Source organism: Halomicrobium zhouii (assembly GCF_900114435.1).
In the GTDB taxonomy this organism is placed as follows: domain Archaea; phylum Halobacteriota; class Halobacteria; order Halobacteriales; family Haloarculaceae; genus Halomicrobium; species Halomicrobium zhouii.
This window is the reverse complement of the sequence record NZ_FOZK01000002.1, coordinates 564671-591226: the sequence shown is the minus strand read 5'-3', so window position 1 is coordinate 591226 and position 26556 is coordinate 564671. Positions and strand designations below refer to the sequence as shown.

Below are 26556 nucleotides of genomic sequence, written 5' to 3'. Positions count from 1 at the left end.
GACGGCATTTTCGCGCTTCCCGAGTACGGGAAGTCCGTCGACCGAGCCTACCTCCCCCGGACAGCGTCGGAGCCAGTCTCCGACTCCCCGGTGAACGCCCTCCCGACGGCGTCGACCACTCTCTCCGGAGTGGGTTCGCCGTCAGTCGCCGCGGCCAGACTTCCGACGTTCGCCGGATCGAAGGGCACGCCGAGCGCGTCGTAGACGGGGTCGAGAACGTCGGCGACTGTCGCGGCGTCGCTCACGACGACCACCCCAGCCACGACGGCGACGTCCTGGCGGACGCGCTGAGCGACGCCGGCGACTTTGCCGTCGTCCGTCTGCAGGGAGTGGCTTCCCGGACAGAACGAGTCCGGTGGTTCGCCACGTTCGGCGGAGATTCCGCGGTCGGCGAGGGCGCTCTGGAGCGCGTCGAGCGCGCGGTCGTACCGGGCACCGATACCGCGCCGGTGGTCGTCGACGGGTTCGGCGAGCGCGAACGCGACGGTCGTCCCGGTGTAGGCGACTGCCCGGCCCCCGACCTCGCGTTCGCGGACGGCGAAGTCCCGCTGTAGTACGAGTTCCCTGGCCCGCTCGTAGCCGTCGCTGCGGCGGTCGCGCCGGCCGAAGACGACCTGGCGAGAGGGCGTCCAGACTCTGAGGGCCGGAGCGTCGCTGTCGGCGACGGCGTCGACCATCTCGCGGGTGCGCCGCTGGTCGGTCTCGGGGTCACTCGCCCGACCGCGGAGCAGGCGCATACCCACGCTTCCCGCGCGACCGGCAAAACAGATGTGGCGTGCAGGTGGACTCCCGGCGTCGCGACGCGCTGGTCCACGCACCCGCGGACGCGCCGCGTCACTGGTCAGGACATGGTCCGGACTGGCCCCGTGTTCGTACTTGAACCCTCGGCGTCGGGAGGTTGAAGCCCGGCCAGGACCGACTGGGGGGTAGATGCCCGAGTCGCCGGTGACGCTCCACACCGAGGTTCTGGACCAGTACCAACGGTTCTCGCTCTACAACTCGCCGTTCGTCGCCCACGACGACGGGCGCGCTATCGACCTGTATCCCGAGGGCGAGACGGCACCATCACCAGTCGCTGGCGAGATCGTGGACGTGAAGCGCGTGCGGGCGCCGCCGAAGGCCTACGCCGCCGAGCACGACTGGCTCGTGCTGGTGGACACTGGCGAGTACGTCGCCAGGATCCTCCACGTCGATCCGACCGTAGAACCGGGAGACAGCGTTGGGTTCGGGGACCCGCTGGGTCGCCTGGTTCGGGCTGGCTTCTTCGCCCCGTGGGTTCCGAACCACGTCCACCTGGAGTTTCGCGATTCGGGGGTGGATCACTACCGCGCAAGCGGTTCGGAGCGCCTGACGGTCGCCGTCGACGTCGAACCGCTTCCCTGGGACGGCACCGGGACGGTGGTCGAGACGGGCGATACGTGGGCGCGCCTCGATGAACCGGCGCATCCGGCGCCTGGCGAGCGATTCGTCGGGTTGGCAAACGGACTCGGTGCTGGCTCGGACGCCGGCGTCCTCGACGGTGGCCTGTCCCACTACGACAGCGGCGGACTGCTGTTCGGCCACGACGGTAGCCGGGTTGCCGTCGCGGGAAACGAGGTCGGGACGGCGAGAGGGCGCAACGTCGACTGGCACGACGTCGATGTTCTCGCAAACGGCGACCCGGTGACCGGCATCGCCCTGTTCTGTGCCCGTGACTCCTTCGGCGTGAAACTCGTCGGTGAGGCGGTGGACCTCACGGTGGGCGAGGCGGTGACCGTCTCGGTCGTCGATCACTCCTCGCCGTAGCGCTCGCAGTGGGCCGCCTGCAGGCGCTCGTACGCGTCGTCCTCGCGCACCGCGTCGAGCGCGTCGCGGTAGACCAGCGCGATCTCTCGTTTCTCCTCGTCGTACCACTCCTGGGGTTCGCGCTCCTCGCCGTCCTCGTACTTCCGGCCACCCGGGTACTTCGCGTAGCGCATCGCTCGCGTCCATCCCATCTGGAGGTACTTGCGCGCGACGTCCATGCCGACGAAATCGTCGGCGTCGCGGTACTCGCAGTACCGGTCGTGGATGGCGGTTGCGGCCTCTTCGGCCGCCGCCAGGTCGGTGATGGCCCAGCGCGGCAACAGTTCGGACTTGTACGGTTCGACCTTGAAGACGCCGCGCTCGTCGGGGGTGTGACGGTACCGGCCGGGCTCGTCGCGAAAGTTCACGTCGTACTCCGGGCCGTCGTCGACTTCTCCGACGTCACCCCGGACGACGTCGTTCATCGGTCGGTCTCGAACGCCACGTCCTCCAGGGCCACCACGTCGCCGAACAACCAGTCGGCGTGGTCCAGCGCGTACTCGTGGTGGGCTTGCTCGATGTAGCCGATGGGGTCCTCGACCAGCACCGGGTGGTAGTCCCGAAGACCGGCACTGCCGGCGGTGTGGAGGACGCAGACGTTCGCGAGCGTGCCGCTAAAGAGGAGGTCGTCGATGCCGTGGGCGTCGAGCCATCCCTCGAGCTGCGTCTCGTAGAAGGCGTCGTAGGTGTGCTTGACGACGACGAGTTCCTCGTCGTGATCCGTTCGCGGCTCCAGCTCCGCGACCAGTTCGGCCTCCCAGGACCCTTCGAGGACGTGCTCGCCCCAGCGCTCGAACTCGTCGTAGTAGTGCGAATCCTCGAACTGTTCGGGTGGGTGGACGTCCCGGGTGAAGACGACGCTGGCGCCGGCCTCGCGGGCGCGCTCCACGAGGTCGACGCAGGGTTCGATAGCGTCCTCGCTGCCGGGCGCGTAGAGGCTACCGTCGGGGTGACAGAAGCCGTTCTGCATGTCGACGACGACCACGGCGGTGTTGTCGGGGTCGAACTGGGTCATACGCGACGATTCGACGCGGAACCCAAACAGCGTTGCGCCGCGAGCGCGGGCGAGTACCCGGACGCACGACGCCGCGGCTGGAAGGTGACTGCGCGCCCTTTTTGAGCGTGGGTCCCCACCATCCGTCAATGCTGCGTGCCGTCCTGCTCGCTCTCTTGCTCGTCCTCGCCGGCTGCCAGGCGCCGGGCTTCCCCGGGTCGCCGGGTGCCGACTCCGGCACCGAGCCTGGCGACAGACCCACGACGACCGATAGCGCTTCGTCGGCCGATTCCACCGGAAACGACCGGATCCCAACCGGTGGCGAGGTGCCCGAGGACCCCGAGAGCGACCGGCTCGGCTGGGAGAACGGCTACTGGCACAACGAGTCCGTCGCCGTGACGCCCGGGGACGGCTACAACGAGAGCGAACTCGACGCCGTCGTCGCGCGGTCGATGGCCCGGATGGAACTCGTCCGCGGGCTGGAGTTCGAGGAGGACGTCCCGGTGACCGTCATCGACCGGACGGAGTACCGGAACGAGTCGGGCGGGAACCACAGCGAGGCGCTGACGCGCTTCGACAACGCGAAGTTCGAGGCGCTCTTCCTCGTCGGCGAGCGCGACGACTCCATCGAGACCCAGGAGTCGACCCGCGGCGAGAGCGTGCTGGGCTACTACAGCCCCTCGCGCGACGAGATCGTCGTCGTCTCCGAGAGCGAGACGCCCCGGCTCGACGGCGAGGGGACGCTGGCCCACGAACTCGTCCACGCCCTCCAGGACCAGCACTTCGACCTGGCGGCCGACCCGGTGCGGACCCGCGACGCCCACCAAGGCCGCAACGGGCTGATCGAGGGCGACGCGTCGTTCGCGGAACGGCGATACCAATCCCACTGCGGCGAGGCGTGGGAGTGTCTGGGCGACACCGAGAACGGCGACGATGAAGGAGGCGGGGAAGGGAGTGAAGACGCCGGCGAGCAATCCGACGGCGCGCCCGGCCACCTCGGCATCCAGGTCCTCATGTACTTCCCCTACAGCGACGGCCCCGGCTTCGTCGAGTCGCTGTACGACGATGGTGGCTGGGATGCCGTGAACGACGCATACGAGGACCGGCCCGACGGCTCGCCCGAGGTCATCTACCCCGACCGGTACCCCGAGTGGGAGCCGGCCGACGTCGAACTGCGCGACCGGTCGAGCGACCAGTGGGAGCGCGTCGAGCCGCCGAACCGGCCGAACTACGCCGTCCCCGGCCAGTCGGCCATCGCCGCCACGCTCGCGTACACGCTCGCGGACGAGTACAACGACGCGGCGGTCGTCCGGCCGACGGACGTCATCAACTACCGGGCCAACGGCAGCGTCGACTCCCGGGACCCCTTCGACTACGACGTCGGCGCGGCGGCGGGCTGGGCGGGCGGCAAGATGTACGTCTACGAGAACGACGCCGGCGAACTCGGCTACGTCTGGCGGACGAAGTGGGAGAGCCCGGACGAGGCCCGCGAGTTCGCCTCCTCGTGGACCGCCGTGGTCAAGCACTGGGGCGGCGAGCGGGTCGGCGACAACGTCTGGGAGATACGCGATAGTCAGTTCGCCGACGCCGTCCGGATCCGCCAGCGCGGCGACACGGTGACCGTCGTCAACGCGCCCGACCGCGACGGGCTCTCGGAGGTCCACGATGCGTAGGGGGGTGGTGGTGCTCGTCGGCGTCGCCGTCCTGGCCATCCTGGCGGGCTGTAGCGGTATCGACACCGCCCTCCACCAGCCGCTCGAACAGGACCCCGCCACCGACCAGATCGGCTGGGAGAACGGCTACTGGTACGACGAATCGATCTCGGTGACGACCGAGGACGGCCTCAACGAGAGCGAGCGCGAGGCCGTCCTCGCCCGGACGATGGCCCGCGTCGAACAGATCCGCGGGCTGGAGTTCGAGGGCAACGTCACCCTGGAGGTGATCAGTCGCGACGAGTACCGCAACCGTTCGACCGGACTCGGCGTCTCGGGTGACCCCTGGAACGAGCAGGTCTGGGAGGGGCTGCTCCTCGTGGGCGAGGACCGCCAGGTCGAGAACGCCTTCGGCGACACGTTCAACAGCTCCGTCCAGGGCTACTACGCCCCGGCCAACGACAGCATCGTCATCGTCAGCGACTCGGAGACGCCGACCATCGACCGGGGGACGCTGGCCCACGAACTCGTCCACGCGCTACAGGACCAGGAGGGCGGCCTCGCCGGGAGTCCGCCGACGCAGGACCGGCAACTCGCCAGCCAGTCAGTCACCGAGGGCGAGGCGAACTACGTGCAGGCGCAGTACAGGAATCGCTGCGACAGCGGCCGCTGGCAGTGCCTGGAGAAGCCGCCGAGAGGGGCATCGGGCGGCGGCCAGGCCACCGACGGGGTCTTCCTGGTCATCTACCAGCCCTACGCGACGGGGCCGGAATTCGTCGCCCAGGTCCGCCAGTCGGGCGGCTGGGACGCCGTGACCGAGCTCTACGACACGCCGCCCAACAGCACGGAGCAGGTGATTCACCCCGAAAAGTACCCCGGCGAACAGCCGGCGAACGTCACCGTCCCCGACCGCTCCTCAGACGAGTGGTCCCGCTTCGACCACGACCCGGTGGCGGATACAGTCGGCGAGGCGTCCATCTACGGGATGCTCACCGTCCACGGTGAGGCCGAGGTTCCGCGCGACGAGGTGTACGAGTACGAGAGTCGGCCGTCTGCCGGCTGGGCCGGTGACGCGCTGGTGCCCTACCACAACGGCTCCGGCGACGGAGCCGACGCCGCGGGCTACGGCTACGTCTGGGAGACCCGGTGGGACACCGAGCGGGACGCCCGCCAGTTCGAGTCGGCCTACCGGTCCATCCTGGAGGGGCGCGCCGCGGAACGACCGGGCGAGAACGTCTACGTCCTGCCCGAGTCCGACCCCTACGGCGATGCCTTCCGCGTCGTCCGGGACGGCCAGCGCGTGACCATCGTCAACGCACCGTCTCGTGCGGAACTGTCCGACATTCACAGCAGGAGCAGCGGGTGAGCCGCGGGTTCTGACGAGTCCGCTCGCCGGAATGATGAAACTTTTTTGAAGAGTCCGCCGAGACACCTAGCGAATGCGCCCGCCACGCCCGACGAAGCGATTCCTGCTCCTGTGTTGCCTCGCCGTCCTCCTCGCGCTGGCTGGCTGCCAGTCCGGCACGGACGGCGGCGACGGCGTCACCCACGTCGAACGACCGGACCCCGAGTCGGACCGGCTCGGCTGGGAGGACGGCTACTGGCACGACGACCCGGTGTCGATCAACGAGAGCGACGGCTACAACGAGTCCGAGATCGAGGCCGTGGCCGCGCGGACGATGGCCCGCATCGAGGTGATCCGCGGCCTGGAGTTCGAGGACGACGTCTCCGTCGAGCTGGTGAGCCGGGCCGAACACCGCGAGCGCGGGACGGGCGGTCACAGCCTCTCGACGCGCCACGAGGCCTACCACGCCCAGGTGTGGGAGGCCGCGCTCATCCTCGGAGAGGACACCTCGCCGTCCGAGGCTCGCCAGAGCGTCTCCTCGGAGGCCGTCGCCGGCTACTACGACCCCGCGTCGGACGAGATCGTCGTCGTGGGGAACGAATCCCTCGACGCGGCGACGCTGGCCCACGAACTCACCCACGCCGTCCAGGACCAGCAGTTCGACCTCTCCGGAGATCCCGCGGTCCGCGACCGCTCGCGCGCCCGGACGATGGTCATCGAGGGCGACGCCGAAGCGGTCGAGTCCCGCTACGTCGACCGCTGTGGCGAGAACTGGTCCTGTGCCGGGGCGGCGGCCAACATGGACGCCTTCGACGACGTCGTCGACCTCAGCGAGCTGCTCGTCTGCGAACTCCTCCCGGGCTGTGAGAACGACGGCGGTCTCGACGTCGACCAGGGTTACCTGCTGACGTTCGCCCAGCCCTACCAGCTCGGCCCCGAGTTCGTCGAGGGCGTCCACGACGACGGCGGCTGGGACGCCGTGAACGACCTCCACGAGAACTACCCGGCCAGCACCGAGCAGGTGATCCACCCCGAGAAGTACCCCGACGAGGCGCCCGTCAACGTCACCGTCGAGGACCGCTCGACCGACGAGTGGTCTCGCTTCGACCACGAGCCCGAGGCCCAGACGCTTGGCGAGTCGATTCTCTACGTGACCTTCTACGACAACGACGCCCTGAACGGGACCCGGAACTACTCCAGGGCCCCCTCCGCCGGCTGGGCGGGTGATGCCCTGGTTCCCTATCACAACGGGACCGCCGGCGCGAACGAGACCAGCGACTCGGAGGCCTACGGCTACGTCTGGAAACTGGAGTGGGACACCGAGCAAGACGCCCGGGAGTTCGACGACGCCTACCGGTCCGTCCTCGCGGACCGCGCCAACGCGAGCGCGGACCAGTCGGTGTACGTCGTCCCCGGGTCAGACCCCTACGGCGACGCCTTCCACGTGAGTCGGGACGGGACGACCGTCACCATCGTGAACGCGCCCGCTCGTGAGGACCTGTCCGAGATTCACGCGCCAGTGGACGAGTGACTGAGAGAACTCCCGAGTAGGTTCCTTTTTTCTCGCAGGGGGGCAAAACGGCGGTATGGACCAGGCATTCGACGTCGTGCCGCCCGAGGCCATCGCGGAGGGGCGGGCGACCGACGCCTACTTCGACCGGACGGTCGAGGCGCTGGAACACGCGGGCAAGAATCCGGACGTCGTCGCGGAGGTGACGGCCGACCAGTTCCCGACGGGCGAGTGGAATCTCCTCGCAGGAGTCGAGGACGCCGCAAACCTCCTCGCCGGGTACGACGTGGACGTCGACGCCGTCCGAGAGGGGCGGCTGTTCGACGGCGGCCCAGTCATGCGAATCGAGGGCGAGTACCTGGAGTTCTGTCGGCTCGAAACCGCCCTCCTCGGATTCCTCTCCCACGCCACGGGCATCGCGACGAGTGCGCTCGAAGTCAGACAGGCCGCCCCCGACTCGCAGGTGCTGAGCTTCGGATCGCGGCACGTCCACCCGTCGCTTGGCGCCGTCGTCGAGCGCTCGGCGCTGATCGGCGGCCTCGACGGCATCTCCAACGTCGCTGCCGGGGAGATCATCGGGAAGGAGGCAAGCGGGACGATGCCCCACGCGCTCGTAATCGCCTTCGGGCGTGGGAACCAGGAGGCGGCCTGGACCGCCTTCGACGAGGGCGTCGGACCGGACGTCCCCCGCGTCGCGCTGTGTGACACCTACTCCGACGAGGTGGACGAGTCGCTCCGGGCGGCCGCGACCATCGACGACCTGGACAGCATCCGCATCGACACGACGGGGTCCCGCCGGGGCGACTTCCGCCACATCCTGCGGGAGGTGCGCTGGACGCTCGACGCCCACGGCCACGACGACGTCGGCATCTTCGCCAGCGGCGGCCTCGGCCCGGCGGAACTTCGCGACCTCCGGGACGTCGTCGAGGGGTTCGGCGTCGGGAGCCACGTCAGTAACGCCGACCCGCTGGACTTCGCGCTCGACATCGTCGAACTCGACGGCGAGCCCGCGGCCAAGCGCGGGAAGCTGACGGGGAAGAAAGAGGTGTACCGCACGCCCGACGGCGGTCACCACGTCGGCCTCGCGAGTCGGGAGGGACCGGAGAACGGCGAAGCGCTGCTCGAACCGCTGATCCGCGACGGCGAAATCGTCCGGGAGTTCGACGTCGACGAGGCGGCCGATCGGGCCCGAGAAGACGCCGAACGGGTCGGGTTCGGCGACGAGTGGGTGTGAAAGCGACGAGTGGGTGTGAAAGAGCGGGCCTATAGCCGGCTCGACGTCCAGTTCAGGGCGACGGTCGTGCCGGCCTCGACGCGGTCGGTCGGCGTGACCGCGATGACGCGGGCCCAGGTGCCGCCCGCCGGTGCGGTGTAGTTCTCGCCGCCGCAGTAGCAGGCCACCGAGAGGTACGGGTCCGTCTCCCGGTGCCCGTCGTACGGATGCCCGGTCCGCTCCCACGCGCTCCAGTCGAGGTCGCGGTCGCCGTCGTGCCGCGCGACGAGGGTCACTGCGAGCGCTTCGCCGACCGGCGTCGTCCCGTAGTGGACGTCCTCGTGCTCGGTGTCGACGGTCGGTAGCGCCTCGGGTTGATCCGGAACGAGGGGCACGTCCGAGAGGTCCTGCGTGTCGTAGGTCTCGGTGTCGTGGATCGTGGCGTCCTCGGCCGCGGGGTAGACCTCCGTCGTGAACGGTAACGAGGAGTCTTCGAGGCGGAAGCCGACGAGCACCTCGTCGTCGGGGGCGGACGTTGCCTCCACGAGCGTGCCGTGGACCTGCGTCGGGTTCTCGACGAACGTCACGTCGACCGACGGCGTACTCTCCGTGTGTCCGTTGCCGCCGTCCTGGGTTCCACTCTCGGTCTCGCTCTGTGACGGCGTTCCACCTTCGGTCTCGCTCCGTGACGGCGTTCCACTTTCGGTCGCCGTATCGGTCGTCGCCTCGGCGTCTGTGGGGGAACCGGACGACGCGTCCGTCGGTTCGTCGGCGGTGCCGTCGCCGAACGCACCGCAACCAGCGAGGCCGGCCAGCGCGACGCCACCGATCGTTCGCACGGCTCCGCGTCGGGTGAACTGACGCTTCTCGTCCATAGTCCACCCTCCCGCCGGACGACGGTTATACCCCGAAGACGGTTTCGCGGGAATAAACGCCAGCTAAGGTGAGGGGCTCAGGTGTGGCCGCGACGCCCGCAATACCCACGAAGAACGCCGAGATCGAGTGGTCTCGGCCACCGATCGGGACTTATCGACCGTCTAGAGACGGCGACGGATCCCGACGAACCGGAGTAGTTGACGGCCACCCGGCGAACACGCCAAAGGGCCGTTCGGCCGTACGCTCTACTGCCATGCTCGAACTCTACCAGGCCGAGGGCTGTCCCCACTCGGAGAAGGTGCGCGAGACGATGACCGACCTCGGACTCTCCTTCGTCGCGCACAACCCCCGCCGCCCGGGCGACGAAGGCGGTGACGTCCTGAACGAGCAGGTCCAGGCCGAGATGGAGAACATCTCGGGCGAGGACCAGATTCCCTTCCTCGTCGACCACCAGCACGGGAAGAACCACCTGGGGAGCGACGAGATCGTCGACTACCTCGAAGACCGCTACGCGGGGTCGCGACGGGAGTGACATCTCGGGCGTGCGCCGGACCGAACGCCTTATTCTCCCGGATTCGCTAGCAGTAGTCGGCAGAGGGAGCCCGGCCTCCGTCGCCCGGACCGCACCGCGCAAGGGCGATGAGGAAAGTCCCCCCACCAGCCGGGCAGGTGACCGGACGCAAGTCCGGGGCGGGAGACCGTCGGCTATGGAACAGAAACGAGACCGCTCCGCGGGACCGATGAGGTGCGCGAACCCGGACCGACGCGGCTTCGGCCGATAAGAGACGGGGAGCTAACCCACCGAGGACTGATCGCGGAGAACGGATGGAACGGCGAATCCTCACCGGTGCAAGTCCGCGCCGACAGGTAGCCCGGTTCCCGCGCCGTCGGGCGCGTGGGCGCGGACGCTCAGCCGAATGCCGGGCCGAACAGAAGGGGGCTTACTCCCCTCAGCCGCTCTCGATTCGTGAGTGGCGACGCTCCGTCGCCCCGATTTGGGCCGGATTCCCACACCACCGGCCAACAGCCGACTAGAGCGAGGGGCTTTGCTGGGGCATCCCCTCTCGGCGGAACGGCCCCGAGGGCTGGATCAGTTCGAGGTGCTCGCCGTCGGGCCCGTCGAAGTACGCCACGATAGAGCCGACGCCCTCGTCGGTGTCGTCTACCTCCCTGGTCACCTCGTGCCAGGGACCCCTGAACTCGATACCCGCCTCCTCCATCCGGTCGTAGACGGACGGGAGGTCCTCCACCTCGAAGCAGGCGTGGAGGCCGCCGTAGCCCGACATCTGGTACTCCTCGTCGTCCTGCGGGGGCTCCTGGACTTCCAGGAGGTCGATGTTGGCGTTCCCGAGGTGGATCGCAGCCCAGTCGATGGTCGACGTGCCGTCGACGCCGACGGCGTCGCCAAGACCTTCGCTCGACCACGTGCCGCGAGCGGCGGGCTCGTTGCCCGACAGCGCGGTGTAGAACTCGACCGACTCGTCGAGGTCGCTGACGCCGACGCCGAAGTGATTGACCGTGTCGAGACCGATATCTCGTGATGGCGGTTTCTGGTCGCTCACGTCCGAGCGGTCGGCGTGGACGCGAATAGATGTGGGCCCTGCTATGCAAGGATACTCCCCAACTCGATTTCAGTGGGCTAGACGCGCTCCGGACGTCCGCTTCGTCCGGGCCACTCCGCACTGCCATCGGTTCCCACACGTTGATTACGATCCGCGCCCTGAATGACGTGTGGACCGCCAGCGCCTCGAATCGGAGTTCGCCGACCGGTACGACGCCGACGAGGAGACGCGCCGCGTCGTCGCCCGCCAGGTCCAGGACCTGGCCGACTCCGAGCGCATCACCGAGGACTTCGGTTTCGACCTGACCGTCGACGACGTGCTGGCGAACCTCGCCGACGCCCCCGACGACCACTCGCTCGCCCAGCGGTGGAACTGGTGGATGAACGCGCTCGACCTCTCCCACGGCGGGTACGAGCGCTTCCACGTCCGCCAGGACCTTGTCGAGTAGGCCGTCGCACCGATCTACGGCAGTCGACCACGAACTGACCAGAGACGTCGCTTCAAAGATCACGCGTCCGAAGGTTCCTCACTGCGGTCGGAACCTTCCTGCTCGCGGGTCGCATCCGCTCCCCGCTCGCATGTCCGGGGGCGCGCTTCGCGCGCCCCCCTGTTCACGGCTCCCGCTGGTCGCCGTTCACGCGTCCGAAGGTTCCTCCCTGCGGTCGGAACCTTCCACCCGCCAGCCGTCCTAGAATACCGACAGCCCGTGTTCGTCCCGTGCGTGCTCGAGGAGCTCGTCCGTGGTGTCGAATCGTTCACCACAGCTGCACGTGTGATACGTCGATGTCGACTGGCGTGTCGCCATACACGTTGTGATTCGCGCCCTACCATAATGAATGTTTATGTGATATGCGATACCGTAACATGAACGGTTGCTAACAAGTCAGTGACGTCGCCGTCACTCGGTTAACCGGGCCACCTCGTCGGCGGAGAGGTCGATAGCCGAGGCGGCGACGTTCTCCTCCAGGTGGTCGATACTGGAGGTTCCGGGGATGGGCAGGACGACGTCGGAGTGGTGGAGCAACCAGGCGAGCGCGATCTGGTACTCGGTCGCGTCGTGGCTCTCGGCGACGTCCGCGACGGCCTCCTCCTTCTCGCCGAGGTCGCCGGCGCCGAGCGGGAACCACGGGATGAAGCCGATGCCGTACTCCTCGCAGGCCTCGAGGACGTCCTCCGATTCCCTGTTGCCGACGTTGTACTCGTTCTGAACCGTGGCGATATCGACGATGTCGCGGGCGGTCTCCAGTTGTTCGACGGAGACGTTCGAGAGGCCGACGTGGTTCACCAGCCCATCGTCCTTCAGTTCGGCGAAGGTCTGGACGGAGTCCTCGAAGGGAGTGTCCGGGTCGGGGCGGTGGAACTGGTACAGGTCGATCTGGTCCGTTCCCAGGCGGTCCAGACTGGCGAGCACCGCGTTGCGAATGTAATCAGGGTCGCCGTGGGGTTTCCAGTCGCCGTCGGTGTTCCGGAGGAGTCCGGCCTTGGTCGCGACGACGAGGTCGTCGCGGTCGGTGTCCAGCGCCTCGCCGATGAGGCGCTCGGAGACCCCAGGGCCGTAGGAGTCCGCAGTGTCGACGATGTCCACGCCCAGTTCGTCCGCCCTGCGGAGGACGTCGCGTGCCTCGTCCTCGTCCTCGGGCGGGCCGATGATGTCCTCCCCTGTGAGCCGCATCGCGCCGAAGCCAAGCCGGTGGACGGTCAACTCCCCGCCGACGTCGAACGTGTCGCTCTGGTTCTCGGTAGCCATCACTGGAGACGAGGCGCTGGACGCCCTTGAGCGTTGGTCACCGGGCGATCCGTCGGCTACAGCCGAGCCGCGAGGCTGTACCCGACGAGGACGATTCCGAGGACGACGAAGAGGACGGCTTCGAGGCCCCAGAACCCGGCCGGCCACTCGCCACTCACCACGTAAATCGCGACCGAGAGTCCCGCACTCAGGAACGCGAGCGCTCCGACCGTCAGCTGGGACGTGTGCCGGTCGACGGGGCGGCGCGTAACGTCAGACATTGGACGTCGACAGGTACGCCGCTGCGTACGATAGGGGTATACCCAAAGTGGTTTGGGCCCGACGGGCTGCCGGCGGCCCACGGCGCTACTCGGCGGCCGGGTCGAGTAGTTCGACGGGATGGCGCGTCGGCCCCAGCAGGTCGTCGAGTTGCTCCATGCAGGAGGTGCCCGAGGCGACGACGTTGTCCGCGTCGGCGAACTGGTCGGCGAGTTCCGCACCCACGGAGACGCTCAGTTCGTAGTACTGGCTCTTGTAGCCGAAGCTCCCCGCCATCCCGCAGCACTCCTGGTCGGAGGTCCGGACCGCGAATCCGCGGTCCGACAGGACCGCCTCGGTGTACACCGCGAGATCCATCGTCCGCTGCTGGCAGTGGCTGTGGTAGGAGACGGCCCGCCCCTCGCCGGCGGCCAGCGCGTCGGCGTCGGCGCCGTTCTCCAGCAGGCCGTAGACGTACTCCAGTATCTCGTAGGTCCCACTGGCGATTCGGTCGAACTCGCTCTCGGGCAGCAGGCGCTCGTACTCGCGGCGGAACAGCGCGGCGTCGCTGGGCTCGACCACGACGACGTCGCGGCCGGCGTCGAGGTGGGGACCCAGCGCCTCGCTGACCGACTCGGCCCGCTCGCGCGCGGTCGACACCATCCCCTGGGACAGCGGCGCGCGGCCGGAGGCGGGGATATCCGGCACGTGGACCGCACAGCCCAGCGATTCGAGCACCCTGACCGCCGCCTTCCCGCGCTCGACCTGGACGTAGTTCGTGTAGAGGTCGGGGTACAGCACCACTTCCCGCTCTGCGTCGGCGGGCGCCGCCGTCTGCCGGTTCGCGGCCCACTTTCGCAACGTGTCCCGGCGGAACGCCGGCAGGTCGCGCCGTGGGTCGACGCCGGCGACCCGTTCCATCACCAGGCGGGCCGGGCGCGTGCGCGCCAGCCAGTTCGAGACCGGCGCCGTGGCCGACCCCAGTTTCGCCAGCGTGTCGACGTTGCCGAACAGGCGCTTCTGGGGATCCAGCCCGCCCGGTTCCTCGTCGGGCGTGAGTCCCTCGACGAGAAAGTCGAACTCGGAGGGCGCCTCGTCGCGATTGAGGCGGTCGCGGACCACCGTGTTGATCCACGGGATGTCGATGTTCACCGGGCAGGCGTCGACACAGCGGGTACAGCCCGTACAGAGGTCGTTGAACTCGCCGGCGCTGTCGAGGCCGTGGACGCCGGCCTCCCAGCCAGTGGCGATGCCGCCGGTGTAGGTCTCGCCGCCGAAGGCGTGGCCGCCGACGTGCTGGAAGTTCGAACAGGAGTTGGCGCAGGCGCCACAGCGGATGCAGTACAGCGTCTCGCGTAGCTCGTCGTCCTCGCGCATGGCGAAGCGGCCGTTGTCGACGAGGACGAGGTGGAACTCCCGGTCGTCGCTCCCGTCGCCGTCTCCGTCGCCGTCCGCCCCCGCTCCACTCGCTGACTGCTCGGTGATGGGCACGTCGGGCTCGTCGAAGTCGAGCGTCGGCGAGTCGACCGGCGGCGTCAGCAACGAGAAGTACTGCGGGACGTCCTGGCCAGTCGCGGCCCTGGCGATGATCTGCGAGAAGGGCTGCAGATCCGCCACGGTCGGAACGATCTTCTCGACGCCGGCGACGGCGACGTGGGTATCGGGCGTCACGGCGCACTTGCGGGCGTTGCCCTCGTTGGTGACCAGCGCGAGAGTCCCGCTCTCGGCGACGACGAAGTTCGCACCCGTCATCCCGACGTCCGCTTCGCGGATGCGCTCGCCGAGGTAGTTGCGGGCGAAACGGGTCAGGTCCTGGGCCGTCGCCAGCTCTTCGTCTGGGTCGAAGTGGGCGTTGAAGAGGTCGGCTATCTCCTCGCTGGACTTGTGCAGGCCGGGGCCGACGATGTGGGAGGGCGCCTCCTCGGCGACCTGGATGACGAACTCGCCCAGGTCGGTCTCGAAGACGTCGTAGCCGGCCTCGCCGAGGTGGTCGTTGAGGTCCAGTTCCTCGGTCGTCATCGACTTGCTCTTGATCAGCGTCTCGGCGTCGCGGTCGGCCATGACGACCTCGACGTAGCGGTTGGCGTCCTCGGCGTCGTCGGCGACGTAGACGGTGCCGCCGTTCTCCTCGACCGACGCTTTCACCTGCTCGACGAGGTCGGGGAGGCGGGCGATGGCGTCCTCCTTGATCGCCCGGGCCTCGTCTCGAAGGGTGTCGTAGTCGAACCCCTCGATGGCCCGGTACCGTTCGCTGTTCATGTGGCCGGTGTTCTCGTGGATGGTCTCGGACTCGGTCGACAGCAGGTGACGGATGTGAGCCGCCTTGGACTGCCGGTCGTCGGACCTGCTCACGACTGGCTCACCTCCGGGTCGACCACGACCACGTGGACCTCGCTCGGCCCGTGGACGCCCGTGACGAGCGCGCCCATGTCGCCCGTCGCGCTCGGGCCAGTCGCCATGATTATCGAGTCGCGCTCGTCGGCCAGCGCTGGCCCGAGTTCGTCGAAGGCGGCGTCGGTGTCGGGGACGACCTGTTCCGCGCGGACGACGGCGACGTGGCAGTCGGGATAGAGGCTGACGGGCTCGACGCCGTTCGCCGTCGAGGGTATCGCGACCGTCCCGCGGTCGGCGACGGCGAAGGCGACCGGGGTGACGCCGCTGGCGGCGGCCTGCAACTGGGCGGGCGTCGGGTTCGTCTCGACGGCGGCGGGCAGGGACAGCGCAGGGTCGTCCAGGGGCACTCCGACAGCCGGCTCCCGAAGGGCGTCCCCGAGAGCCGCGTCGAACTCCTCGACCGTCGTCCGGGTGACCTGGCAGTCGTGGTCGATCAGCGCGTCCTCGAAACTGGTGAGCGAAGTGGCCACTGTTCTGGTGTCACATGGTGGTTCGGTCACTTAACGCGTGCGGCGGCGAATCCGGCGGAGCACCGGCACGGAAGGGGCGGCCGGGAGACGGCCGCCCTAGTCGGTCGTCGCGGCGGCGTCGGGGCGGTAGTCGCGGCTGACGACTTTCCAGGTGTCGCTGCGGTAGCGGTAGTACGTTATCGCCGCGGGGACGGCCATCTCCAGGACGATGGCCGCGTACAGCGCCGCGATTCCGATCGATGTCACGGCGCCGAGGTAGGCGACCGGGAGCGTGAACAGGTAGAGACCGGCCAGCTGGGCGTACATCGGCCAGCGGGTGTCCCCGCTCGCCCGCAGTGGACCCGTCGACGCGCCGTAGACCCCGTTGAAGAGGATGCTCACCGCGGCGACGGTGAGGAACGTCGTCACGAGCGGGAGGATGGCCGGCTCGTCGACGAACACCCGGGCGATGGGGTCGACGAAGACGAGGACCCCGACGGCGATGAGGGCGTAGGCGGCCAGCGAGAACCGCATGATATCGCTGGCCCACGCGCCGGCCTCGCGTTCGTCGTCCTGGCCCAGCGCCTGGCCCACGAGGCTGGACGAGGCCATGCTGAACCCCCAGTTAGGGGTATCCATGAGCCCGCGGACGCGCATGGCGACGACGTAGGCCGCGACGACGTTCGGCCCGAACAGCCCGACGATGAAAATCTTCGGGAACTGTCCGCCGCTGCGGGCGAGGTTGGTGGCGATGAGCGGTGTCGATATCTCGCGCAGGTTCGCGAGGAGATCGCGGTCGAGGTGCGGGCCGGAGAGCGGTATTCGGACGGGCAACTCGCCGACGCCGGGCAGGCGCCCGCGGGCGAGACCGGCGGCGAACCCCGCGGTCACGAGGACGTTCGCGACGACGGTGCCGATGGCCGCCCCGACGACGCCCATCCCCAGCCCGAAGATGAGGACGGCGTTGACGACGATGTTGACGACGGCGCCCCCGCCACGCAGGACCATCGGCGACCAGGCGTCGTCGGCGCCGACCAGCGTCCGGCTGCCGACGAGGTTGAGCGCCGCGAACGGGACGCCGACGCTGACGACGCGGAGGTAGTCCGTCCCGAAGGCGGTCGCCGACTCGCCGGAGCCGATCAGGTCGACCAGGACGCCCGGAACCAGGGCGAACAGCAGCGTGATGGGGAGCGTGATAGCCACGGCGAGCAGCACGCTCACCTTCACTGACTGGGCGAGTTCCTCGTGCGCACCGGCGCCGAAGCGCTGGGAGACGAGGCCGATGGTCCCGCCTGCGACACCGCCGCCGAGCGCGAACGCGATTCCCCAGAACGGGGCGGCGTAGCCCACGCCCGCGATGGCAGCCGGACCGAGCGCTATCCCGACCATCGCGACGTCGGCCGTCGACTTCGACATCCTGGCGAGGCCGGTGACGATGCGGGGAGACGCCAGGTCGAGCGAGTGTTCGACCCGCTCGCGTTCGATGAGCCCCACCCGGACGAGCACGGCCCCGACGAGGCCGAGCGCGAGCCGGACGGGATTGAGCGAGAACACTGGTAGTTGCCGGTATCGTTTCCGTTACTAACCATAAATTTGCCGGTTAGACGGCGCACAGGACGCAGACGCCGGTATCAGAGGCGAGAATGCGCGGTCGACACCCTGCAGCCGAGTGGAAAGAGGTTTGCACTCGCGGGAGCGACCCACGCCAATGCCCGACTGGTCCCGACGGCAGACCCTCTCGACGCTGGCCGGCGGCCTCGCGGTCGCGCTGGCCGGGTGTCGGGGGACCGACAGCAGCGACGTATCGCCCAACCAGTTCGAACGACGCGTCACGGACTACGAGATCGAACGGGTCCGCGACGAGGACGGCGCGGCTCTATTCACCCGTCGCGACGAGTTCCCGGACGGGCACGCCGGTGGCTACGACCACCTGAAGAGCACGGAGGACCTCGCGGAACTGACCTTCGCCGACGTGCCGGCGGCCCGGACGCTCCGCGAGTTCAGCGCCGACACCGACTTCGAGGAGCGGTCGATCTACATCTTCGCACAGTCGGTCCCGGCGTGTTACACCGTTGAACTCAGGCACGTCACGGTCGACCGGACCGGTCCCAGCGCGCAGTTCTGTCGCGACCTGCGGCCCGTCGACGTCGAGTGCGACGCCGACGCAGAGCACACCGCCGGCTACGCCATCAGGCTCCCGTTCACCGGCGACGAGTACAGCGGCATGGGGTCGGGGATGAGCAGTTCGTGCTCCCGGCCGCCACGGCCCGAACCGTTCGACGCCAACGTCACCCTCGCGAACGGGAGTGATGGCCGATGACGGATCCGACGCGGCGGAAGCTCCTCACCGGATGCGGCGCCGGGCTCGCGGCGCTGGCCGGCTGTTCCGGGCTCTCCGAGTTCGGCGACGAGACCGACGAGCGCCCCGACTACGACAGAGAGGCCGTCGAACGGGCGGTCGCGTCCGTCGAGGACGTGCTCGAACCCGACGCCTTCCCGGTCGGTATCCCGGCGGCGCTCCAGCACCACCACCGCGACCGCGCACGCGAGTACGTCGACGCCGTCCCCGACGAGCCCGGCTACCCGAACGGCGTCATCGCCTCGCAGGTAGCCGAGGACCGGGAAGCGGCCGCGTCGGCCCTGAACGAGGACGCGTCCGGGCGCCCGCGGAGCCGGCTGGAGACGTGGCGGAACCGCCGGGAGGAGGCGGCCACGGTCATGGGGACGCACCTGGCAGCGACCGGTGAGATAGGCCGGAGCGACGTCCGCGCGTTGCGCGAGCGCGCCAGGTCGCGACTGGCCGCGTTCGAGGCCGACTGGGCGTACCGGGCGACAGACCCGGTCGAAGCCGTGGTCGTCCACGCGACCCTCGAGGACTACGTACAGACGTGCCGCAGGCAGTTACACACGAGGGCCCCGTTCCCGGCAGACCCTGGCAAGTCGGTCTTCCAGGCCGGCGACGTCGTCGGGACCGTCGACGGGGCGATGGCCGTCGCGATCGACGCCGTTCGACTGCGCGAGCAGTACCGCAGCGGCGTTGACGACGACGTCAGGCACCGACAGCACCTCGCGGGCGCCGCGGCGCGGCTCGGTCGCTCCCTCTCGCGAACCGCGAGCGATCTGGAGGAGTACGTCGACGTCGAACCGGACGAGGTGTTCGACGGTGACCTGTCAGACACGCCGGCCGAGACGCTGTTCAGGGACACCTCGCGGACGGTCGAGTGGCGGAGCGAGCAGGCGGAAGCGGCGCGCCAGCGCCACGACCCCGCGACGGCGGTCCTCGCGGCCGGACACGGATTCGTCGCCGCCGGCGCGCTGGAAGCCGTCGTCGACGCCATCGAGGGCGGGCACTACCGGGAGTACCCGTCCGTCGACGATATCGAGGCGGCAGTCGACGGGGCGAGAGGCGCGCTCGAAGCCGCGTGGGACGTCGAGCCGCAGGCGCTGGCCGTCGACATCGCCGAGCCAGCGCTGCTGTCGCTCCGGGGTGCCGCAGTGCACGTCCGAGAGCACTACGGCGGACCGGAGCAGGCGTTCGTTCAGGCCCTCCACGCCGAGGCCCAGGCCCGGGCGGTCCCGGCGGCGACGGCGTTCGTCGCCGAGCGACTGCAGGCAACCGGCCCGGACTAGGGGGGCGATCCTCCGAGCGTCGGAACGCCCGCTCAGAGATTGAGCAGCGAACGGATCCTGTCGATCGGACCGCCGCCGAGTTCCGCCACCGTCGTCATCTCGTCGTCGGTGAGCGCGAAGTCGAAGACGTCGATGTTCTCCCGGAGGTGGTCCTCGCCGCCGGCCTTCGGGATGGTGACGACCTTCGGCTGCTGGACGAGCCACCGGAGCGCGACCTGCGCGCCCGTCTTCCCGTGGCGCTCGCCGATCTCCGTGAGCGTGCCGTCCTTCGCGACCCTCCCCTTGGCCAGCGGGCTGTAGGCCGTCAGCAGGACGTCGTGCTCGATGCAGAACTCGAGGAGCGCCGACTGGTCCTCGTAGGGGCTGTACTCGACCTGGTTGGTGAGGATCGGCGTCTCGGAAGCCTCCATCGCCGTCCGCAACTGGTCGACCGAGAAGTTGCTCACGCCGACGTGGCGGACCGTCCCCTCGGACTGGAGGTCGTTCATCGCCCCGATGGTCTCGGTGATGGGAACGGAACCGCTCGGCGCGTGGATCAGCAGGAGGTCGATGGTGTCTACCCCGAGCTTCTCGGCGCTCCGGCGGCCGGAGGCCAGCGCGTCGTCGCGGGCGAGGTTGGTCTTCCACACTTTCGTCGTCAGGAACACCGCCTCGCGGTCGACCGAGGACTCCCCGAGCGCCGTCCCGACTACCGTCTCGTTCTCGTACAGCTCCGCGGTGTCGAGGTGGCGATAGCCCAGGTCGAGCGCGCGCTTCACGGCCCGGATCCCCGCCCGACCCTGAAGCTGGTAGGTCCCGAGGCCGACGGCCGGCACCTGGACGCCGCGAACGGTCTCGTACTCCATGCGAGAAGTTGGCACTCCGTCGTGAAAAGGGCGTGCCGTGGCGGGGTTCGATTCACGCTAACCGGGCATCCACCGGAAAATAACCTGACTGACTCAACCACGAGGGTGGGACTGAAAGGGGCCGGGGGCTTTCTAACTGTTGCCGATAGTGGTTGCAGTGAGCACACTGTACACGCAAGATCAGAGAATCGACGGAGGAAAACCCCTGGAGCGACCACGAACGGTCGATGGAGGTCCAGTTCCTGGGCGGGGCCGACGAGATCGGTCGGAGCGCCGTCCTGGTCGACGACTCGCTGGTGCTCGACTACGGGATGGCCAGCGAGTCGCCCCCGCAGTACCCCGTCGGGGACGTAGACCCCGACGCCGTCGTCGTCTCGCACGGCCACCTGGACCACGCCGGGGCGGTGCCGTCGCTCATGTCCCGGGGCCAGGATCTGCCCGAGATTCACTGGACGCCGCCGACGCGGGACCTGGCGACGACGCTGGCCGAGGACACCCTCAAACTCCACGGCGGGACGATGCAGTGCCCCTTCACCGTGACCGACGTCCGGCGGATGAGCCAGGTCTCCCACACCCACGGTTACGGGGAGGCAGAATCATTCGCCGTCGCCGGCTACGAGGTGACCTTCTTCGACGCGGGCCACATCCCCGGGAGCGCGCACGTCCTCGTCGACGACGGCGACACGCGCCTGCTCTACACCGGCGACTTCCACACAGATAATCAGCGACTCGTCGCGGGCACGACGTCCCGCCCCGCGGCCGACGCCGTCGTCTGCGAGTCGACGTACTCCGACGTCACCCACGAAGACCGCGACAGCGTCGAACGGCGGTTCGTCGAATCACTCCAGACGACCATCTGGGAGGGCGGGACCGTCGTCGTTCCCGCCTTCGCCATCGGCCGAACCCAGGAGATGATGCTCGTCTGTGCAGCCCACGACGTCGAGTGCTACGTCGACGGGATGGGAACGAGAGTCACCGAACTCCTCCGTCGCCACCCCGAGTTCCTCCGGGACGCCGACGCGCTCCAGCGGGCGACATCTCACGCCCGCTTCGTCGACGGCCGAGACGGGCAGCGCCGGCGAATTGCGGAGCAAAACACGGTCATCATCACCACCTCTGGTATGTTGTCCGGCGGCCCGGCGATGACCTACGTCCCGGCGATTCGGGAACATCCGGTGAACAAGATAGCGATGACGGGCTACCAGGTCGAGGGGACGCCGGGCCGGGACCTGCTGGACACCGGGAGCGCCGAAATCGACGGCCGGCGGCTGCCCGTCAGCGCCCAGGTCGAACTGTACGACTTCTCCGCGCACGCGGACCGCGAGGGCCTGCTCACCTTCCTGGATTCCTATCGCGACACGCCGGTGCTCCTCAACCACGGCGACCGGACCGCGGCCTTCGCCGCGGAGTTGCGGGAAGACGGGTTCGACGCGACGGCCCCGGTGCTGGGGGAGACGGTGACTCTCTGAACCGTGCCGGCCGCCGGCACGCCGCTCGGTCGGTTCACTCTTTGTCGTCGCTCCCGTTCACCGGAGTAGATGCTCGTCGACCAGTACGACGCGTTCCTCGTCGACATGGACGGCGTGGTCCACGTCGGCGACTCGCCAGTCCCCGGCGCGGTCGACGCGATTCAGGAACTCCGTGAGCGTGGAAAATCCGTCCGATTCGTGACCAACAACTCCAGAGCCCGCCGCGAGACCCTCGTCGAGGACCTCCAGGGATTCGGAATCGAGGCCGATCCGGAAGACGTCGTCAGCGCCGCCTGGGCGACTGCGGAGTACCTCGCCGAGCAGGGCATCGAGTCGGTCTCGCTCGTCGGGGGCGAAGGGTTCGCCGAGATGATTCGAGCCCACGGCATCGCCGTCCGCGACGAGGCCGTCGACGCCGTCGTGGTCGGCCACGACGACACGGTCGCCTACGCCGATATCAAGCAGGCGACCCAGCTGATATACGAGGAAGGTGCGTCCCTCGTCGCTGCCAACGCCGACGGCTGGTACCCAACGTCGGACGGTATCGCGCCCGGGACCGGCGCCACCGTCGCGGCCATCGAGGCCGCCACCGGCGCCGCGGCGACCGTCGTCGGCAAGCCAGAACCCCGACTGTTCGAGATCGCGATGGAAGGACTGTCGCCCGAGCGGACGGTGATGGTCGGCGACAACCCGCAGGCCGACCTGGTGGGCGCCGAGGCCGCCGGTATCGACGCGGTTCTGGTGACCGGGACTGGTGGGGACGTGGACGCGGGGGATCTGGACGGTGTCGAGGTGAGTCCCGTAACGACTGTCGAGAGTCTCGCGACGCTGTTCACGTAGACTGGAGGACGTGATGCAGACTAAATGGGGTCCTCAGTTAGCGTCCTCGGGCCACTTCATTGTGGCACCCCCGTCCGCGGTATCTTCGAGAGTGCCAGAATCGATTGCGAACGTTGTTCCATTACGTGTTTCAAGAATTTCCACGGTGACTTCGAAGCGGTGATCCTCTGTTCCACCAGAACTGTACTCGACAGTGCCATTCGGTTCATTTGAGCCGGTGGTCTTGATTTCCGTAGCGGATTCCTTCTGTGTGTCCTCAAATGTGACTCTGGCACCACCGAATCGATCGGTGTTTGATGTTTCGTAGGAGACTGTATAGTTGGTAGTGTTGTTCTGAGTGGTATCGGTGAGGGTGAACGACTCGAGTTTTGGGCTGTCGGGACGAGTCGGATCACCGTATCCCGATGGGTCGCTTCCATCGGCATCGTCGTTAATTACAACGTCGTCGACAACAAGTCCGCTCTGGTTCTCAACCTCGATGGTTATCTCGAACGAGTCGCCTTCAGTCCCCCCTTCGTTGTAACTGAGGCTCCCCGTGGGAGAGTCCTGGCTCAGGTCGGTGTTCGTAGCCGCGCTATTGTTGGTGTCACGAAACCGTGCTCGAACTTGCCCAAAGCTATCAAGGTTTGAAACCTCGTAATAAGCGGTGTACTCACCGTTGTTGTTCTTGGTTGTATCCTCCACGAGGACCCAGTCTAACTGTGGACTGTTCGTGTTGCCGAACTCTCCACTGCTAGAGCCGCTCCCGCCCGCTTCATCGGTCGTCTGCTTCGTAATAATCGGGTCATTGGTCCCCTGCCTGTACACTCGGAATGTAAATTGATAACGCTCTCCCATTGCCCCGCCATCACTGCCCCCATCCCTGGGATAGGAGATCGTCCCCTCTAATTCGGCGCGCGTAAACGTGTCTCCACTAATGTTTGGATTGTCAATGTTTTCGACCTCGACTTCGATCCGATCGAAGTTAGAAACCCACTTGACCTGGAACGCGATCTGATACTCCGCGTTGTTATTCTTGGATTCGTCCTGAATCTGATAGTTCAGCGTCGGATCGCCGTCGACGGCGACCGTTCCGCTCGCAGAAAGGCTGTCTCGAAAGGACGCCGTGGTTTCGCCGTCGACCAGCATCGAACTCCCGCCGACGAGGAACAGGCTCCCGGCGACGAACTTCCGCCGAGAGATACCGCTCCCGCCAGGCTTCTCGGCCTCGGATCGGCGTTTCTTCCCACCCATGGTGCGGCGAACTCGCTACTAAATGGAGAGTGATTCTGATATATAAGCGACGTGGCCGATACCTGAACGGGTCAACTGGCTAACCTAGTCGACGGCTGACTCAACTACGAACTCCAGGACGTTCCGTTCCCGTCGGGCTCGTCGGTAACGGTCCCCGAATCGACGACGATGCCGTTGTCCTTGACGACTTCGACAGTGATGCCAAACGGCCCCCACCGGGGATAGGTTTCGCCGTCGTTCGGGTACGACACGGTACCGCTACCGACAGAATCGTTCGACATCGTCTGGTTTCCCTCGGGAAACAGGAACCCGAAGAACCCGTTGGTACTCTCGATGTGAACCTGAACCTCGCCGTCGAACCCGCCGGCGTCGGCGACCTGATACGAGACGTCGTATCGGGTCCCGTCGTCGCCGTTACTCAGATCCATCACGGTAAACGATTCGAGGGTCGGGTCGTCTGACCCACCCATGTCGTCTCCCGGCGGATTCGTTCCGTCTGGCGAATCAGTGAGGGCTTCCGTCAGGACCGGGTTCGAATCTCCGGCTCCGGCGACGCTCACTTCGAACGTGAACTCGAACGTGTCGAAATACGCTCCCGCGTCGGCAGTGTGCTGAATCACTCCTTCCTGCCCGTCGCTCACGTCCCGCGTGTACGTCGACGAATCGCCCGACGTGTTGTCCACCGTTATCTCGATTCCATCGTATCCCGTCTCCATCACCACCTGATAGATAATCTGGTACTGAACACCGGCCAAGAAGCGACTGTTATCCTGCAGCGCCACGTTGAGTTCTGCGACCTGGACGTCACCCGAGGCGGAACCGGTGCTCTGAAACTCCGCTTTCGTCGTCGCGGTCACGAGGTTCGAACTCGCACCGATAGTCGCTAAACTACCGGCGAGAAGCTTCCGCCGAGAGATGCCACTCCGGCGGTCCTCCTGCTCGCGACACCCGCGGTTATCCACACCCATAGCGTACCACACCCGGTCGTGACAGACATTGGTGAAACCCAACCATAAGGGCCCGTATCGTGTCGAACGGTGAGGAGGGACGCGGTGGCAACGCCCCGTTTTCCGGGATGCCGGTACCACCTGTCGATTACACTTTCACCGCGCTTGGCCGAGTATTATACCCATCCCGGCGAGAGCTACTGGTGGAGGGCGAGAACGTTCCCCAATCATACAACACGCTCCAGTCCTCCGACAAGGTGATTTCGGTGTCTACGTCTTCATCGGCTGCCGGCACGTGCCCGCGGTGTGGCGAGGCCGTGCCAACGCATCGACTCCTGATCGAGTACGAGACGACCGACGGTCGGTCGGCCTTCGCGGAGTGTCCCACGTGCGACGACGTGGTCCACCCCGAGCCCGCCTGACCCGGCGTCTCCGTTCCCTTTCGCGACCGAACCGCCACGAGCGACGGCGTCGGCCCCAGACCAGTCTCCGAGAGCTCAGTGGACCGGCGTGTACGCCTCCGAGAAGACGTTGAGGACGACGACGCCGACGACGACCAGCGCGACGCCGACGACGCCGGCCAGGTCGAGGGACTCCTCGAACAGGGCGACGCCGATGCCGACGGAGCCGACGATGCCGATGGCGGCCCACGTCGCGTAGACCAGCCCAAGGTCCAGGTCCTGGAGCGCGAGGCTGAGCAAGTAGAACGCGCCCAGATAGCCGAGGAGGACGACGGCGCTCGGGAGGGGATTCGTGAACCCGTCGGAGTACTTCAGCGCGGTCGTTCCGGCGAGTTCCGACGCGATGGCCAGTGCGAGCGCGAGGTACGGGTGCATGCAGGACCGGTCTCCGGGACAGTGGAAAACCGGTTTCAAACGGACTGGCACTTCAGGTCTGTTTTCTGATAACTTCTGGTTGGACAGACTCTTGTCACTGCGCCGAGCCGATGGTGTCGATGAGCGACCTGACGGAACTCGGCCTCTCCAGCTACGAGGAGCAGGCCTATCGCGCCCTGCTCACGCTCGGCCCCGCGACGGCACAGCAGGTCTCGGAGACCAGCGACGTACCGAAAGGACGCGTCTACGACGTGCTGAACGCGCTGGCGGCCCGCGACCTCGTCGAGGTCCGGGCGGGGGCCGAACCGCGACAGTACGCGGCGGCCGACCCGGACGAGGCAGTCGACCGGCTCCTCGACGAACGCCGCGCCGACCTCCGGGACGAACGGGCCAGGTACGAACAGCTAGCGGCGGACGTGAGCGCCGAACTCTCGACCGCGGTCCCGAGCGAGAGTCGCTTCTGGCCGATTCCGCTCGGGAGCGAGGACGCCGTCGCCGGGATGGGCGAGCAGTTCGACGCCGCCGAGGCGTCGCTGCTGTCTGTCGTCGCCGCACCGTACGAGGGCGCCGCGCTGGAGGCCTACCGGGACGAGATAGACGCCTACGCGGACCTGGTCCGGACCGGCCTGGAGGTGAAACTGTTGACGACGCCCGCACTGATCGACCGGACGCCGAGCGACCAGCTGGCACGAGCCGTCGCCGACGCGCCCGACTTCGCGGTCCGAACGACGACCGGGATCAACCTCACGTACGACGTGCTCGATCGCGATGCGGTGTATCTCAGCGTCCCGACGCCGTTCACCGACGGCGAGCGACTGGGAGCGGTGCTGGTCCGTGACGACGACCTCGCCGACCGGCTCGAGGGCAGGTTTCGCGAGGCGTGGGCGGCCGCCGAGCCGGTCGAGCCCGCAGTCGCCGGCGACGACTGAGCGGTCCGCCAGGAGCGCGAGCCA

Annotated in this window: 27 protein-coding genes and 1 other RNA gene; 14 read left to right on the top strand and 14 right to left on the bottom strand. The window is 67.8% G+C overall.

From position 1 onward, the window contains the following. Positions 1–47: 47 nt before the first annotated feature. Entirely contained in the window at positions 48–737 is a 690-nt protein-coding gene (locus BM337_RS10115; RefSeq protein WP_089816495.1) for a lipoyl protein ligase domain-containing protein, read from the bottom strand. Positions 738–930: 193 nt separating this feature from the next. On the opposite strand from BM337_RS10115, the gene BM337_RS10110 reads away from it, so the two are divergent. Beyond that, a complete protein-coding gene (locus BM337_RS10110) occupies positions 931–1785 on the top strand; it encodes a DUF8155 domain-containing protein (protein ID WP_089816494.1) in 855 nt (284 codons plus the stop codon). On the opposite strand, the gene BM337_RS10105 is transcribed toward BM337_RS10110, so the two are convergent. Then, positions 1770–2249 (bottom strand): DUF4385 family protein, encoded by a 480-nt coding sequence (locus BM337_RS10105; protein ID WP_089816493.1) that lies wholly within the window; start codon positions 2247–2249, stop codon positions 1770–1772. The two genes, BM337_RS10110 and BM337_RS10105, sit on opposite strands and share 16 nt — an antisense overlap. Next, the gene (locus BM337_RS10100) at positions 2246–2839 is read right to left on the bottom strand and encodes a cysteine hydrolase family protein (protein ID WP_089816492.1); all 594 of its coding nucleotides are present in this window, start codon (positions 2837–2839) and stop codon (positions 2246–2248) included. Before BM337_RS10100 ends, BM337_RS10105 begins: the two co-directional genes overlap by 4 nt. A gap of 128 nt (positions 2840–2967) precedes the next feature. Here BM337_RS10100 and BM337_RS10095 point away from each other — a divergent pair, with 128 nt between their 5' ends. The 4 genes from BM337_RS10095 (at position 2968) to BM337_RS10080 (ending at position 8559) form a co-directional block, all read left to right on the top strand. After that, entirely contained in the window at positions 2968–4491 is a 1524-nt protein-coding gene (locus tag BM337_RS10095) for an Hvo_1808 family surface protein (RefSeq protein WP_089816491.1), read from the top strand. Continuing rightward, on the top strand, positions 4484–5836 hold the full coding sequence (locus tag BM337_RS10090; protein ID WP_089816490.1) for an Hvo_1808 family surface protein: 1353 nt from the start codon (positions 4484–4486) through the stop codon (positions 5834–5836). Before BM337_RS10095 ends, BM337_RS10090 begins: the two co-directional genes overlap by 8 nt. A 73-nt stretch (positions 5837–5909) precedes the next feature. Next, on the top strand, positions 5910–7346 hold the full coding sequence (locus BM337_RS10085) for an Hvo_1808 family surface protein (protein ID WP_089816489.1): 1437 nt from the start codon (positions 5910–5912) through the stop codon (positions 7344–7346). Between the two features lie 55 nt (positions 7347–7401). Beyond that, positions 7402–8559 (top strand): nicotinate phosphoribosyltransferase, encoded by a 1158-nt coding sequence (locus BM337_RS10080; RefSeq protein ID WP_089816488.1) that lies wholly within the window; start codon positions 7402–7404, stop codon positions 8557–8559. A gap of 29 nt (positions 8560–8588) precedes the next feature. On the opposite strand, the gene BM337_RS10075 is transcribed toward BM337_RS10080, so the two are convergent. Beyond that, positions 8589–9413 carry a hypothetical protein gene (locus tag BM337_RS10075; protein WP_089816487.1) on the bottom strand — a complete coding sequence of 275 codons (825 nt, stop codon included), beginning with the start codon at positions 9411–9413 and terminating at the stop codon, positions 8589–8591. Positions 9414–9667: 254 nt separating this feature from the next. On the opposite strand from BM337_RS10075, the gene BM337_RS10070 reads away from it, so the two are divergent. Both BM337_RS10070 and rnpB read left to right on the top strand, forming a co-directional pair. Beyond that, positions 9668–9946, top strand: a complete 279-nt coding sequence (locus BM337_RS10070; protein WP_089816486.1) for a glutathione S-transferase N-terminal domain-containing protein — start codon at positions 9668–9670, stop codon at positions 9944–9946. A gap of 58 nt (positions 9947–10004) precedes the next feature. Next, an RNA gene (gene rnpB / locus BM337_RS10065) (RNase P RNA component) lies at positions 10005–10370 on the top strand. A 75-nt stretch (positions 10371–10445) separates the two neighbouring features. On the opposite strand, the gene BM337_RS10060 is transcribed toward rnpB, so the two are convergent. Then, positions 10446–10976, bottom strand: coding sequence for a VOC family protein (locus BM337_RS10060; protein ID WP_177227404.1), 531 nt, complete (start codon positions 10974–10976; stop codon positions 10446–10448). A 169-nt stretch (positions 10977–11145) separates the two neighbouring features. Between BM337_RS10060 and BM337_RS10055 the strand changes: the two genes are divergently transcribed. Further along, positions 11146–11424, top strand: a complete 279-nt coding sequence (locus BM337_RS10055; protein WP_089816484.1) for a WNWW family protein — start codon at positions 11146–11148, stop codon at positions 11422–11424. Positions 11425–11874: 450 nt separating this feature from the next. Here the strand turns inward: BM337_RS10055 and BM337_RS10050 are convergent, their stop codons facing one another. From BM337_RS10050 to BM337_RS10030, 5 genes are all read right to left on the bottom strand, one after another. Beyond that, on the bottom strand, positions 11875–12723 hold the full coding sequence (locus tag BM337_RS10050) for an aldo/keto reductase (RefSeq protein WP_089816483.1): 849 nt from the start codon (positions 12721–12723) through the stop codon (positions 11875–11877). A gap of 56 nt (positions 12724–12779) precedes the next feature. Continuing rightward, positions 12780–12983, bottom strand: a complete 204-nt coding sequence (locus tag BM337_RS10045) for a hypothetical protein (protein WP_089816482.1) — start codon at positions 12981–12983, stop codon at positions 12780–12782. Positions 12984–13068: 85 nt separating this feature from the next. After that, a complete protein-coding gene (locus BM337_RS10040; protein WP_245778644.1) occupies positions 13069–15312 on the bottom strand; it encodes an LUD domain-containing protein in 2244 nt (747 codons plus the stop codon). Further along, entirely contained in the window at positions 15309–15824 is a 516-nt protein-coding gene (locus BM337_RS10035; protein WP_089816481.1) for an LUD domain-containing protein, read from the bottom strand. Before BM337_RS10035 ends, BM337_RS10040 begins: the two co-directional genes overlap by 4 nt. A 96-nt stretch (positions 15825–15920) precedes the next feature. Continuing rightward, a complete protein-coding gene (locus BM337_RS10030) occupies positions 15921–17357 on the bottom strand; it encodes an MATE family efflux transporter (RefSeq protein WP_089816480.1) in 1437 nt (478 codons plus the stop codon). A gap of 154 nt (positions 17358–17511) precedes the next feature. Here BM337_RS10030 and BM337_RS10025 point away from each other — a divergent pair, with 154 nt between their 5' ends. Beyond that, a complete protein-coding gene (locus BM337_RS10025) occupies positions 17512–18123 on the top strand; it encodes a hypothetical protein (RefSeq protein ID WP_089816479.1) in 612 nt (203 codons plus the stop codon). After that, complete coding sequence (locus BM337_RS10020) at positions 18120–19433, top strand: hypothetical protein (protein ID WP_089816478.1); 1314 nt, start codon at positions 18120–18122, stop codon at positions 19431–19433. The genes BM337_RS10025 and BM337_RS10020 overlap by 4 nt, the downstream gene beginning before the upstream one ends. A gap of 32 nt (positions 19434–19465) precedes the next feature. On the opposite strand, the gene BM337_RS10015 is transcribed toward BM337_RS10020, so the two are convergent. Then, positions 19466–20278 carry an aldo/keto reductase gene (locus tag BM337_RS10015; RefSeq protein WP_089816477.1) on the bottom strand — a complete coding sequence of 271 codons (813 nt, stop codon included), beginning with the start codon at positions 20276–20278 and terminating at the stop codon, positions 19466–19468. A 227-nt stretch (positions 20279–20505) separates the two neighbouring features. Here BM337_RS10015 and BM337_RS10010 point away from each other — a divergent pair, with 227 nt between their 5' ends. Together BM337_RS10010 and BM337_RS10005 are read left to right on the top strand one after the other, a co-directional pair. Then, on the top strand, positions 20506–21747 hold the full coding sequence (locus BM337_RS10010) for an MBL fold metallo-hydrolase (protein WP_089816476.1): 1242 nt from the start codon (positions 20506–20508) through the stop codon (positions 21745–21747). A gap of 69 nt (positions 21748–21816) precedes the next feature. Further along, positions 21817–22587 carry an HAD-IIA family hydrolase gene (locus BM337_RS10005; protein ID WP_089816475.1) on the top strand — a complete coding sequence of 257 codons (771 nt, stop codon included), beginning with the start codon at positions 21817–21819 and terminating at the stop codon, positions 22585–22587. Positions 22588–22620: 33 nt separating this feature from the next. On the opposite strand, the gene BM337_RS10000 is transcribed toward BM337_RS10005, so the two are convergent. Then, positions 22621–23820: a hypothetical protein gene (locus BM337_RS10000; protein ID WP_089816474.1), complete on the bottom strand. Its 1200-nt coding sequence runs from the start codon at positions 23818–23820 to the stop codon at positions 22621–22623. Between the two features lie 104 nt (positions 23821–23924). Beyond that, entirely contained in the window at positions 23925–24788 is an 864-nt protein-coding gene (locus BM337_RS09995; protein ID WP_143117695.1) for a hypothetical protein, read from the bottom strand. Positions 24789–24895: 107 nt separating this feature from the next. Between BM337_RS09995 and BM337_RS21965 the strand changes: the two genes are divergently transcribed. After that, positions 24896–25189: a DUF7837 family putative zinc-binding protein gene (locus BM337_RS21965; protein WP_449271695.1), complete on the top strand. Its 294-nt coding sequence runs from the start codon at positions 24896–24898 to the stop codon at positions 25187–25189. Between the two features lie 75 nt (positions 25190–25264). On the opposite strand, the gene BM337_RS09985 is transcribed toward BM337_RS21965, so the two are convergent. Next, on the bottom strand, positions 25265–25603 hold the full coding sequence (locus tag BM337_RS09985) for a DMT family transporter (RefSeq protein WP_089816471.1): 339 nt from the start codon (positions 25601–25603) through the stop codon (positions 25265–25267). A gap of 119 nt (positions 25604–25722) precedes the next feature. On the opposite strand from BM337_RS09985, the gene BM337_RS09980 reads away from it, so the two are divergent. After that, positions 25723–26532 carry a TrmB family transcriptional regulator gene (locus BM337_RS09980; RefSeq protein WP_177227400.1) on the top strand — a complete coding sequence of 270 codons (810 nt, stop codon included), beginning with the start codon at positions 25723–25725 and terminating at the stop codon, positions 26530–26532. Positions 26533–26556 lie beyond the last annotated feature (24 nt).

Coding starts and splice junctions, on each gene's coding strand:
- BM337_RS10000 (WP_089816474.1), bottom strand. CDS start 23,820: ATGGGTGGGAAGAAACGCCGATCCGAGGCCGAGAAGCCTGGCGGGAGC.
- BM337_RS10100 (WP_089816492.1), bottom strand. CDS start 2,839: ATGACCCAGTTCGACCCCGACAACACCGCCGTGGTCGTCGTCGACATG.
- BM337_RS10045 (WP_089816482.1), bottom strand. CDS start 12,983: ATGTCTGACGTTACGCGCCGCCCCGTCGACCGGCACACGTCCCAGCTG.
- BM337_RS10020 (WP_089816478.1), top strand. CDS start 18,120: ATGACGGATCCGACGCGGCGGAAGCTCCTCACCGGATGCGGCGCCGGG.
- BM337_RS10105 (WP_089816493.1), bottom strand. CDS start 2,249: ATGAACGACGTCGTCCGGGGTGACGTCGGAGAAGTCGACGACGGCCCG.
- BM337_RS10115 (WP_089816495.1), bottom strand. CDS start 737: ATGCGCCTGCTCCGCGGTCGGGCGAGTGACCCCGAGACCGACCAGCGG.
- BM337_RS10095 (WP_089816491.1), top strand. CDS start 2,968: ATGCTGCGTGCCGTCCTGCTCGCTCTCTTGCTCGTCCTCGCCGGCTGC.
- BM337_RS09995 (WP_143117695.1), bottom strand. CDS start 24,788: ATGGGTGTGGATAACCGCGGGTGTCGCGAGCAGGAGGACCGCCGGAGT.
- BM337_RS10005 (WP_089816475.1), top strand. CDS start 21,817: ATGCTCGTCGACCAGTACGACGCGTTCCTCGTCGACATGGACGGCGTG.
- BM337_RS10025 (WP_089816479.1), top strand. CDS start 17,512: ATGCCCGACTGGTCCCGACGGCAGACCCTCTCGACGCTGGCCGGCGGC.
- BM337_RS10075 (WP_089816487.1), bottom strand. CDS start 9,413: ATGGACGAGAAGCGTCAGTTCACCCGACGCGGAGCCGTGCGAACGATC.
- BM337_RS10010 (WP_089816476.1), top strand. CDS start 20,506: ATGGAGGTCCAGTTCCTGGGCGGGGCCGACGAGATCGGTCGGAGCGCC.
- BM337_RS10050 (WP_089816483.1), bottom strand. CDS start 12,723: ATGGCTACCGAGAACCAGAGCGACACGTTCGACGTCGGCGGGGAGTTG.
- BM337_RS21965 (WP_449271695.1), top strand. CDS start 24,896: ATGCCGGTACCACCTGTCGATTACACTTTCACCGCGCTTGGCCGAGTA.
- BM337_RS10070 (WP_089816486.1), top strand. CDS start 9,668: ATGCTCGAACTCTACCAGGCCGAGGGCTGTCCCCACTCGGAGAAGGTG.
- BM337_RS10080 (WP_089816488.1), top strand. CDS start 7,402: ATGGACCAGGCATTCGACGTCGTGCCGCCCGAGGCCATCGCGGAGGGG.
- BM337_RS10015 (WP_089816477.1), bottom strand. CDS start 20,278: ATGGAGTACGAGACCGTTCGCGGCGTCCAGGTGCCGGCCGTCGGCCTC.
- BM337_RS09980 (WP_177227400.1), top strand. CDS start 25,723: ATGAGCGACCTGACGGAACTCGGCCTCTCCAGCTACGAGGAGCAGGCC.
- BM337_RS09985 (WP_089816471.1), bottom strand. CDS start 25,603: ATGCACCCGTACCTCGCGCTCGCACTGGCCATCGCGTCGGAACTCGCC.
- BM337_RS10090 (WP_089816490.1), top strand. CDS start 4,484: ATGCGTAGGGGGGTGGTGGTGCTCGTCGGCGTCGCCGTCCTGGCCATC.
- BM337_RS10110 (WP_089816494.1), top strand. CDS start 931: ATGCCCGAGTCGCCGGTGACGCTCCACACCGAGGTTCTGGACCAGTAC.
- BM337_RS10085 (WP_089816489.1), top strand. CDS start 5,910: ATGCGCCCGCCACGCCCGACGAAGCGATTCCTGCTCCTGTGTTGCCTC.